9 protein-coding genes and 1 pseudogene are annotated in these 8,414 nt (G+C 43.3%); 3 read left to right on the forward strand and 7 right to left on the reverse strand.

Annotated features, from left to right (window positions below; all coding sequences use genetic code 11):
- Window positions 1-84 precede the first annotated feature (84 nt).
- Complete coding sequence (locus AC4IFT_RS08185) at window positions 85-753, reverse strand: 7-cyano-7-deazaguanine/7-aminomethyl-7-deazaguanine transporter (RefSeq protein WP_490751053.1); 669 nt, start codon at window positions 751-753, stop codon at window positions 85-87.
- Window positions 754-919: 166 nt separating this feature from the next.
- On the opposite strand from AC4IFT_RS08185, the gene tusA reads away from it, so the two are divergent.
- Window positions 920-1,174, forward strand: a complete 255-nt coding sequence (gene tusA / locus AC4IFT_RS08190) for a sulfurtransferase TusA (RefSeq protein WP_219244631.1) — start codon at window positions 920-922, stop codon at window positions 1,172-1,174.
- Between the two features lie 130 nt (window positions 1,175-1,304).
- Here the strand turns inward: tusA and AC4IFT_RS08195 are convergent, their stop codons facing one another.
- From AC4IFT_RS08195 to AC4IFT_RS08210, 4 genes are all read right to left on the reverse strand, one after another.
- Complete coding sequence (locus tag AC4IFT_RS08195) at window positions 1,305-1,523, reverse strand: Rpn/YhgA-type helix-turn-helix domain-containing protein (RefSeq protein ID WP_273838498.1); 219 nt, start codon at window positions 1,521-1,523, stop codon at window positions 1,305-1,307.
- A gap of 105 nt (window positions 1,524-1,628) precedes the next feature.
- Window positions 1,629-2,540: an Rpn family recombination-promoting nuclease/putative transposase gene (locus AC4IFT_RS08200; RefSeq protein ID WP_490751054.1), complete on the reverse strand. Its 912-nt coding sequence runs from the start codon at window positions 2,538-2,540 to the stop codon at window positions 1,629-1,631.
- Window positions 2,541-2,729: 189 nt separating this feature from the next.
- On the reverse strand, window positions 2,730-5,132 hold the full coding sequence (locus AC4IFT_RS08205) for a zinc/cadmium/mercury/lead-transporting ATPase (protein ID WP_490751055.1): 2,403 nt from the start codon (window positions 5,130-5,132) through the stop codon (window positions 2,730-2,732).
- 155 nt (window positions 5,133-5,287) lie between these two features.
- Window positions 5,288-5,917 (reverse strand): lysoplasmalogenase, encoded by a 630-nt coding sequence (locus AC4IFT_RS08210; RefSeq protein ID WP_273802875.1) that lies wholly within the window; start codon window positions 5,915-5,917, stop codon window positions 5,288-5,290.
- 122 nt (window positions 5,918-6,039) lie between these two features.
- On the opposite strand from AC4IFT_RS08210, the gene AC4IFT_RS08215 reads away from it, so the two are divergent.
- Window positions 6,040-6,390 (forward strand): DUF2500 family protein, encoded by a 351-nt coding sequence (locus tag AC4IFT_RS08215; RefSeq protein ID WP_490751056.1) that lies wholly within the window; start codon window positions 6,040-6,042, stop codon window positions 6,388-6,390.
- 1 nt (window position 6,391) lies between these two features.
- Here AC4IFT_RS08215 and AC4IFT_RS08220 read toward each other — a convergent pair whose 3' ends face one another.
- Window positions 6,392-6,688: a DUF1145 family protein gene (locus AC4IFT_RS08220; protein WP_490736934.1), complete on the reverse strand. Its 297-nt coding sequence runs from the start codon at window positions 6,686-6,688 to the stop codon at window positions 6,392-6,394.
- A gap of 9 nt (window positions 6,689-6,697) precedes the next feature.
- Window positions 6,698-7,279 (reverse strand): 16S rRNA (guanine(966)-N(2))-methyltransferase, encoded by a 582-nt coding sequence (gene rsmD, locus AC4IFT_RS08225; protein ID WP_273802878.1) that lies wholly within the window; start codon window positions 7,277-7,279, stop codon window positions 6,698-6,700.
- 275 nt (window positions 7,280-7,554) lie between these two features.
- Between rsmD and AC4IFT_RS08230 the strand changes: the two are divergent.
- Window positions 7,555-8,414, forward strand: a pseudogene (locus AC4IFT_RS08230) (signal recognition particle-docking protein FtsY); the annotation flags it as partial.

An 8,414-nucleotide genomic window follows, 5' to 3' on the forward strand; every position in this document is an offset into this window, starting at 1 on the left:
AACTGAATTGTAGGGTTGTTATTCTTTGTTTTAGCTCAGTTTAACCCAGTTGGAGATAGCATTTCGCTATCTCCTTTTTTATGCTTAATGCTGACGAACTAATTGTTTTTTTTCTGAATTCGCAAAGAAGTATTTCAAGATGAAATTCAGTAAAACACCATAAGCAGGTAAGAAAAACAGCATGCAAATAAGTAACTTAAAGACGTAATCGACTAATGCGATTTCCACCCAGTTTGTCGCCATAAAGGGGTCACTACTGCGGAAAAAGGCGATAAAGAAGAATGCGATGGTATCAATTAAATTACCAAAAAACATGGCGCAAGCAGGAGCAACATACCAACGTGCATTTTGACGTAATTTATTGAAAACGCTGACATCTAAAATTTGCCCAAGTACATATGCCATAAAACTTGCGGCAGCAATTCGCGCAACAAATACGTTAAACTCAGAGAGTGCGGTAAAACCTTGCCATTCACCTTGGAAAAATAGCGCAGAAATAACATAAGAAATCAGCAGAGCAGGCAACATTACTGCGGTAATAATTCGCCGAGCAAGCGGTGCGCCATAGATGCGGACGGTTAAGTCAGTGGCCAAAAAGATAAAGGGAAAGGTAAACGCGCCCCATGTAGTATGGAAGCCGAAAATATTAATCGGCAACTGCACAAGGTAGTTACTGGATGTAATAATTAAAATATGAAATAAAGATAGCCAAATTAACGCAGTGGCTTTTTGCTGCACAGTAAAATCAAACATATTGTACCTTTTTAGTCGCAATGGGGTGAGGGAACCCATGAAATTCATCCCTAAATCGGGAGTAGCGCATCATACGCCTGTTGCGCAACAAAAGCAAAACTGTTCATTCATCAACGCGCGTTTTATTATATAATCAATCTATTGATCTCTTTAAGAAGTCGTTTATATGTCTGATTTATTTACCAACGCAACCAAAACCCTTGATACTCTTGGCTTACGCTGCCCAGAGCCTGTGATGTTAGTGCGTAAAACTGTGCGGAATATGGCAGAAGGCGAGACGTTACTGATTATTGCCGATGACCCCGCAACGACCCGTGATATTCCCGGTTTTTGCCGTTTTATGGAACATGACTTGCTGGCGGTTGAAGCGGAAAGCGCCCCTTACCGTTATTTGTTGCGTAAAAAAGCCAGCGGGTTATAGGGTATTGTGTAAGAAACAGCATGGCCGTTGCTATTAAGGTCGGCAGCTGTTTTTGCGCAGTATAGAGTTAAACAATGAAAAGTAACGTTTTTTTAAATAGCCTAATTGATTATTTTTAAAGATGCTTAATCTATTTTGACGCCGAGTTTATCTCTTCACGGCTTAAGCCTGTACAGTTAATAATTAATTCTAAGTCGACACCGCTTTTTAAAAGATATTGAGCAGTGGTAAGTTGTTGTTTACGAAATTCTTCATGAACCTCTTTAAGGCCTATTTCAAATCCTTCTTTAAAACCTATTTCAAAACCTTCTTTACGGCCTTTTTCTTGTAATCTTAGCGCAATATTCATGATAACCCCTTGATGTTTTTCTGTTGTTTCACTCAGTTGCTGAACAATATACTCAAAATGAATTGAGGCTAACTTAATCAATTTGCAATAAAGCATGCTGCTCAGTTATTGCAAGGACATGAGGTCTTCACGGCTTAAGCCTGTACTGTTAATGACTAACTGCAAGTCGACACCGCTTTTTAAAAGATATTGAGCAGTGGTAAGTTGTTGTTCATAAGCTTCTTTTCGGCCTTCTTCAATGCCCTCTTTACGGCCTTTTTCTTGTAATCTCAGCGCAATATTCATGATAACCCCTTGATGTTTTTCTGTTGCTTCACTCAGTTGCTGAACAATATATTCAAAATGAATAGAGTCCACGGTAATAAAGAGATAATTAAGGATCGTGATGATGTCATCGTCATTATTATAGTGCTGGTTGAGCGCTTGAGCCAACAAGGGAACAACCCGTTGAAACTCATCGCGTAAGTCCTTGTGTTTCATTGCAAGCTCCATGACGGCAACTTTGCGATGATTGACGAGTTCATTGTCATCAATGACCGTAATATCAACAATGGGAAATGTTTTGCTGTATAAATCTGATGCGACATCCGGCCAATGAAAGCAATGCGTCCAAGGTTGAGCATATGGATAAGGGCTCACTTTTCCGTGGTAAAATAACACAGGCACAACCAACGGTAAGTCTTTATTGCCTTGTTGTAGATGCTGATTCATGGCTAAAAAAGCATAGTGCATCAACCGCCATCCCATGAGCTTATCAGGCGATGATTGGTGCTCAACTAACATATAAATATACCCACCACCTTGCAGTGTTTCGACGGTATACAATACATCTGAGAAACGCGAACGCAGCTGTTTATCAATAAAAGATGTGTTGGTTATCGCTAATGTGTCGAAATGGCATAATTGCTTAATATTGGTGGGAAGGTGGATATCAAAAAAGTCACGCGCATTGTCAACTTTAGACATAAACCCTTTAAAGGCGGCGTCATGGGGTGTTGAATTACGCTGTTTTACCATATCGATTTCCCACTCAACAGATAGCTTGTTTACGTGGGTAATTTTACGCAACTTTCGGACTCACAGATAAAAAGTTTGTCCTAAAATTACGCATGAGATGACAATTAACTAATTGTAATAATTGATTATATTAAGTTGTAATTCGAAAAAAAAGCGCCTCATTGGGCGCTTTGCTTAGTTGATGAAACACTACTTTTTCACTTGAGGTAATTTTACTCGAAGTAACCGTACAGCATTCGCGGTTACAAGTGCGGTTGCACCTGAGTCTGCAAGCACTGCTACCCAAAGTCCAGTGATCCCGAGTAAACTGGTGACTAAAAATACGCCTTTTAGCCCAAGCGCTATCGTAATGTTTTCACGGATAATTTTCCGCGTTGCACGGGATAGCGCAATAATTTCTGGTAAGCCTGTTAAACGGTTATGAGTTAAAGCCGCATCCGCTGTTTCTAACGCAACATCAGTACCACTGCCCATTGCCACACCGATGCTCGAGGCTTTCATTGCAGGGGCATCGTTAATGCCATCACCGACCATCATGGTGCTATGGTTGCGGTTTAGCTCCATAACTGCGGTCACTTTATCTTCAGGGAGTAAACCCGCACGGAACTCCATACCTAATTGGCCTGCAATTGCCCCAGCAGCACGCGGGTTATCACCCGTTAACATCACGGCATTAACATTGAGCGCTTTGAGCATGCTCATCGCATCACTGGCATCTGTACGCAGTGTGTCTTGCAGCGCAGTTAAACCGATAACGCGGTTATCCTCCAATGTGACAACGACTGTTTTACCCTCAGCTTCCAATGCTTCAACTTTGCTTTGCCATTCATTTTCTAATGGAGTTTCTAAGCGATTTGGGGCACTGACCAATATGTGCTTATTATTTAGGACCCCTTCGACACCTTTTCCTGCAAGCGCTTTACGGTCTTGTGCTTCAGTCACTGACAAAGACAACTCTTCCGCTTTATTTACAACCGCTTTTGCCAATGGGTGGTGTGAACCAACCTCAACAGACGCTGTGATTTGCACTAATTCACTTTCGGTCATGCCATCAACAGGAACTAAATTAGTGACGTGAGGTTTACCTTCCGTCAGCGTCCCTGTTTTATCTAAGGCGATAGTGGTAATCGTGCCAAGCTGTTCAAGCGCTGCGCCACCTTTTATCAATGCACCGCGACGTGTTGCTGTCGCAAGGGCTGAGGTTATCGCCGCTGGGGTGGATATCACAAGCGCACACGGACAACCGATTAATAGCAATGTTAAGCCGCGATAGATCCATGTTTCCCAAGGTGCAGAAAAGAAAATTGGTGGGATAATAATCACTAATGCTGAAATTAACATGATAATCGGCGTATAAATACGGCTGAAACGGTCGATAAAGCGCTCAATGGGGGCTCGACGTTCTTCAGCTTCTTCAATCAGCTGCAAAATACGGTCAATCGCGTTCTGGCCTTGCTCTGAAACGACTTTCATTTGCACTGCACGGTCAACAGATAAGCAGCCAGCTGCGACTTTTTCGCCAATGTTGCGTTCGACAGGAACAGATTCCCCTGTTAACGCACTTTCATCAAAGCTGGCAAAACCTGAAACTAACACGGCATCCGTTGGTAAGCGCCCACCTGGTGCGACTTCAATAATGTCTCCTGGGCGCAGTTGTGCAACAGGGACGGTGGTTTTTTGCCCATCTTTAATGAGAATTGCATCTTCTGGAACCAATGCCATTAATGCGCTGACCCCACGACGAGCACGACCTGCCGAGTAGGATTCGAGCATCTCACCTAACATAAACAGTAAGATAACCATGGCGGCTTCTTCTGTGGCTTGAATAAAAATTGCGCCTACAGCAGCAACGGTCATCAATGTTTCGATAGCAAAAGGAGTACCAGTACGAATTAAACGTAATGATTTGCTCGCGATAGGATATAACCCGTATAGGGTGGTTAAAATAAAAGCAATATTCCCGATTTTCGGGCTAAATGCCTCAATTCCCCAGCTGATTGCCATCAGTATTGCTAAGATAATGACAGGTTTAGCTTCACTCAGTAAGCTTTGTGGTGGGGCAATAGATGCCGCATTATTACTACCGACTTCGAGTAATTCATAGCCAGCAGCTTCTACGGTAGAACGTACTGCCGCACTGATGTCTGTATTTGCATCAACCACTAATTTTTCAGTCGCAAACAACACTTTGGCTTGCTTAACTTCGCCGATTTGGCCTACCGCATTCTCAATTTTATTGGCACAGCTTGGGCAATCCATCCCGCGAATTATCCAGCTAAAACGCTGCCCTGCGGCCTGCAAAGGCTCCACTTCATCGGCAGTGTTTGCCGTTAATCCACAGCTACCACCATGTTGGTGGTCGTGAGATCCATGGTCATGGTCTGCATGGTCGTGATCTGAGTGACACCCACCACTGTGTCGGTGGGATCCCTCATCGTCATCGGGATGTTTTTTGGTGTCGCTATGCTCATGAACATGTGAGTCATTACTCGCCTGTGCACCGTTTTGTGTCACAGTGGATGAGCATGCACTAGTGCTTGAGCAGCAAGAGCTTGTATGTGTATGATTTTCTTTATGAGAGTGTGAGTGCATAAGCGCCCCCTTATCCAACTATAATGAGTTCCATCACTGATTGTTGATAAGTCTACACTTTGGAGTCTACTCCAGAGTCAAACAAAATGAGGGGAGCCAACTGATAAAATTCTCAAATAGCATTTTTTATCAATTGGCACTTATGACAGGGAGATTTATAAATAAATTGCGCGGACAATAAAGAATTGACCAAGGAAATATAATGCAGCGACCACCGCTTTTGAGGCTTTGAATGGTAAGCGGAAATGGGCAATTAACCATACACAGTGAGATAAAAAGAGTAACGATGCCCCCACCATGATGGAAAAGTTATATTCGCGCCCAAGGCCGAAATATTGGTCGCCAGCGACCCAAGCCATAATCATACACATGATTAAAGAAGCAAAAACAATGGCCTGTAGATTTTCTAATTTGCCCCAAATAAGAATCAGAGTGATGGCCGCAATAATTAGTGGAGCAGCCAACCAAGGTAAAAATAGTCCAAAGTTTAATTGCATGCCAAAGCTAATCGTGTAAATCAGGTAGCTGAGAAACATGAGGGCGACAGAAGTTAGTAAGTGTTCACTTGAAAACATTCGCGAGAGATCAGCCATCAGTGAAACTAATAATCCGCCAAGAATAAGGTAATTTTGCAGGTTTAGATCATCGGAACTCCAACCCCAAAAGAGTAATAATAACAGTGTAATAGGGCGGAATAACCAACGTTGCCATCCTGGGCCGCGGTAGGCAGCATCGACATATAACCAGCCAGAGAAGAGTACTGCGAGAAATGGCCAACTAATCATACACATATCCTTATAAGTTCAATAAATGAAACGGTAATAAACCGTTCACTGAGATAACGTGTTCTGTTTCTATAAATAAGATAAACTATAGTTAGGATCTTTTTAAGCGAAATGCACAAATTATGAATAAGCCAATATTATTAATTATCGTTATTGCGATTATCGCTGTGCTTGCCACTAAACGTTTTTTTGACCAACGCAAGCAAAATGAAATTAACGATAATTCCTTGCCTGTTAGTTACTTAGTTAAGGTGGATAGCAAAAAAGATTACCCTTATCCTAACATGCGTTCTCGCGAACGGGATGTCGTTTCACCTGAAACTTTCCGCTACGAAATTTATTTTAAAACGTTAGCCAGCGGTGAGGTGATTAAAACGATTGTAACAGAAGAACAATACCGCGAAGTTGAGCTAGAGCGTGAAGACAAACTTACTCTGCAAGGAACGCGGTATATTCGTTTTGAACCCAAATAATCTATTGTTCTGACTTATTTTTCTTGGCTTCTTCTAAAGCAGCTTTGGTTTTTTTCTGCATCGCTAACATTTCGAAGACACCAAAGAAAAAGATGCGCGTTTGCACTAAACCAGAAATTTTTTCACCTTTAGGCAAAGTGGCTTTTAGGAAAATAGTTTGTAATGCGTGCATGAAAATCATAAAGACCATTGCGATATCCATAAAATATTTCAATGGTTTAGGGAATGGGTGAATTAAATTAAACACCATAAAACTCCAAACGCAAACCATCAGCAGGCGACCAACATTAATTAACATACTTTTTTCCTAAAGTGAGGTTCGAATAAACAGGCGATAAGCAACTTGGCCAGCAATTTTTTCGCGATGAAGCTGCCAGTTCGCAGGAAGGTCAGTAAGTGGTGACTCCGCCTCTGACTCAACGTATATCCAGCTTTCGTCTGCTAGCCATTGGTTTTTTTCGAGCAATTGAATTGTTTCGTTGAGTAAGCCTTTGCGAAATGGTGGGTCAATAAATACCACGTCAAAAGGAGCTCCCTGTTGGCTTAGCACAGTCAGGCTACTGTTGGTGATAACGGTTGCATCATCCGCTTGTAAACGGGCCTTATTTTCAGTGAGTAATTGCGCATTTTGTTTATCTAGCTCAATGAATGTCACGTTTTGAGCAAAGCGAGAAAGCGCCTCGAAACCTAATGAACCACTTCCTGCGAAGCAATCAAGGCAGCGTGCGTCCCGAATAACAGGCATTAACCAATTAAATAACGTTTCTTTGATGCGGTCTGTGGTTGGGCGTAAGCCCTCACTATCACGGACAGGCAGCTTTCTCCCACGCCATTTCCCACCAATGATACGAATTTGCCCTAAAGGCGCTGATTGTGGTTTTTTTGCCATAATGTGTATTGCTACTTAGCTTATTGTTTACTTAAAAATGATTGTTACCATTGTATACCTGTCAGGGGAGAAGTTGCAGTGTTGTTACCCCTAATTGGCTGAATTTCGATTATAGCGTGTCGTTTTCACAGTTTTAACATAAAAATTCCGATTAAATTGTCAGGATTTTTCTTTCAGATATGTGTTGCAGAGCGATGAAATGATAGACTGCATGTAATTTGATTGCGATTTGATTATCGAGCGCCATATTTTTACCGCGAGGAGTGTAGTGGCAGATGGCTAAAGACAAGAAAAAAGGCTTTTTTTCATGGCTAGGTTTTGGTCGTAAAGATGAAGAAGAGACTCAAAAACAACAAGCTCAGCAGGCAGAAACTGCAAACGAAGTTGAAAATCAACACCCCGTAGAAGATGCCGCTGCCGCAGAAGCGGAACGTCAATACCAAGCGGAGCAAGCTGCAATTAAAGCAGCAGAAGACGAAGCGGAGCGCCAGTATGCAGCGCAACAAGCCGCAATAGACGCTGCAACAGAACAAGCGGAACTTGAACGTAAGGCTCAGCTAGAGGCGATTAAAGCGGCGCAAGAGCAAGCAGAACAAGCGCGTTTTGCGGCAGAAGAAGCGCGCCTAGCAGAAGAAAAAGCAGAGCGCGATCGCCAAGAAGAAGCAGCTCAACGCCTTGCGGAAGAAGAGCTGGAGCGTCAGCGTGAAGCTGAATTGGCGGCGGTCAAGGCTGCGGAGGAAGCAGCAGAGCAACAACGCCAAGCCGATTTAGCGGCGATTAAAGAAGCTGAGGACAAAGCAGAACGTGAACTGCAAGAAGCCGCACGCATAGCGGAAGAACAAGCAGAGCAAGAGCGCCAAGCTGCCGAAGCTGCACGCATAGCCGAAGAACAAGCAGAGCAAGTACGCCAAGCTGCCGAAGCCGCACGTTTAGCCGAAGAACAAGCAGAGCAAGAGCGTCAAGCTGCGGAAGCCGCACGTTTAGCGGAAGAACAAGCAGAGCAAGAACGCCAAGCTGCCGAAGCTGCACGTTTAGCCGAAGAACAAGCAGAGCAAGAGCGCCAAGCTGCCGAAGCCGCACGTTTAGCCGAAGAACAAGCAGAGCAAGAGCGTCAAGCTGCGGAAGCCGCACGTTT

The sequence above is a fragment of the Providencia sp. UF-183 genome (assembly GCF_058246155.1).

Excerpts from the sequence above, each read along its gene's own strand:
- AC4IFT_RS08185 (WP_490751053.1), bottom strand. The coding sequence starts at position 753 with ATGTTTGATTTTACTGTGCAGCAAAAAGCCACTGCGTTAATTTGGCTA.
- tusA (WP_219244631.1), top strand. The coding sequence starts at position 920 with ATGTCTGATTTATTTACCAACGCAACCAAAACCCTTGATACTCTTGGC.
- AC4IFT_RS08195 (WP_273838498.1), bottom strand. The coding sequence starts at position 1,523 with ATGAATATTGCGCTAAGATTACAAGAAAAAGGCCGTAAAGAAGGTTTT.
- AC4IFT_RS08200 (WP_490751054.1), bottom strand. The coding sequence starts at position 2,540 with ATGGTAAAACAGCGTAATTCAACACCCCATGACGCCGCCTTTAAAGGG.
- AC4IFT_RS08205 (WP_490751055.1), bottom strand. The coding sequence starts at position 5,132 with ATGCACTCACACTCTCATAAAGAAAATCATACACATACAAGCTCTTGC.
- AC4IFT_RS08210 (WP_273802875.1), bottom strand. The coding sequence starts at position 5,917 with ATGATTAGTTGGCCATTTCTCGCAGTACTCTTCTCTGGCTGGTTATAT.
- AC4IFT_RS08215 (WP_490751056.1), top strand. The coding sequence starts at position 6,040 with ATGAATAAGCCAATATTATTAATTATCGTTATTGCGATTATCGCTGTG.
- AC4IFT_RS08220 (WP_490736934.1), bottom strand. The coding sequence starts at position 6,688 with ATGTTAATTAATGTTGGTCGCCTGCTGATGGTTTGCGTTTGGAGTTTT.
- rsmD (WP_273802878.1), bottom strand. The coding sequence starts at position 7,279 with ATGGCAAAAAAACCACAATCAGCGCCTTTAGGGCAAATTCGTATCATT.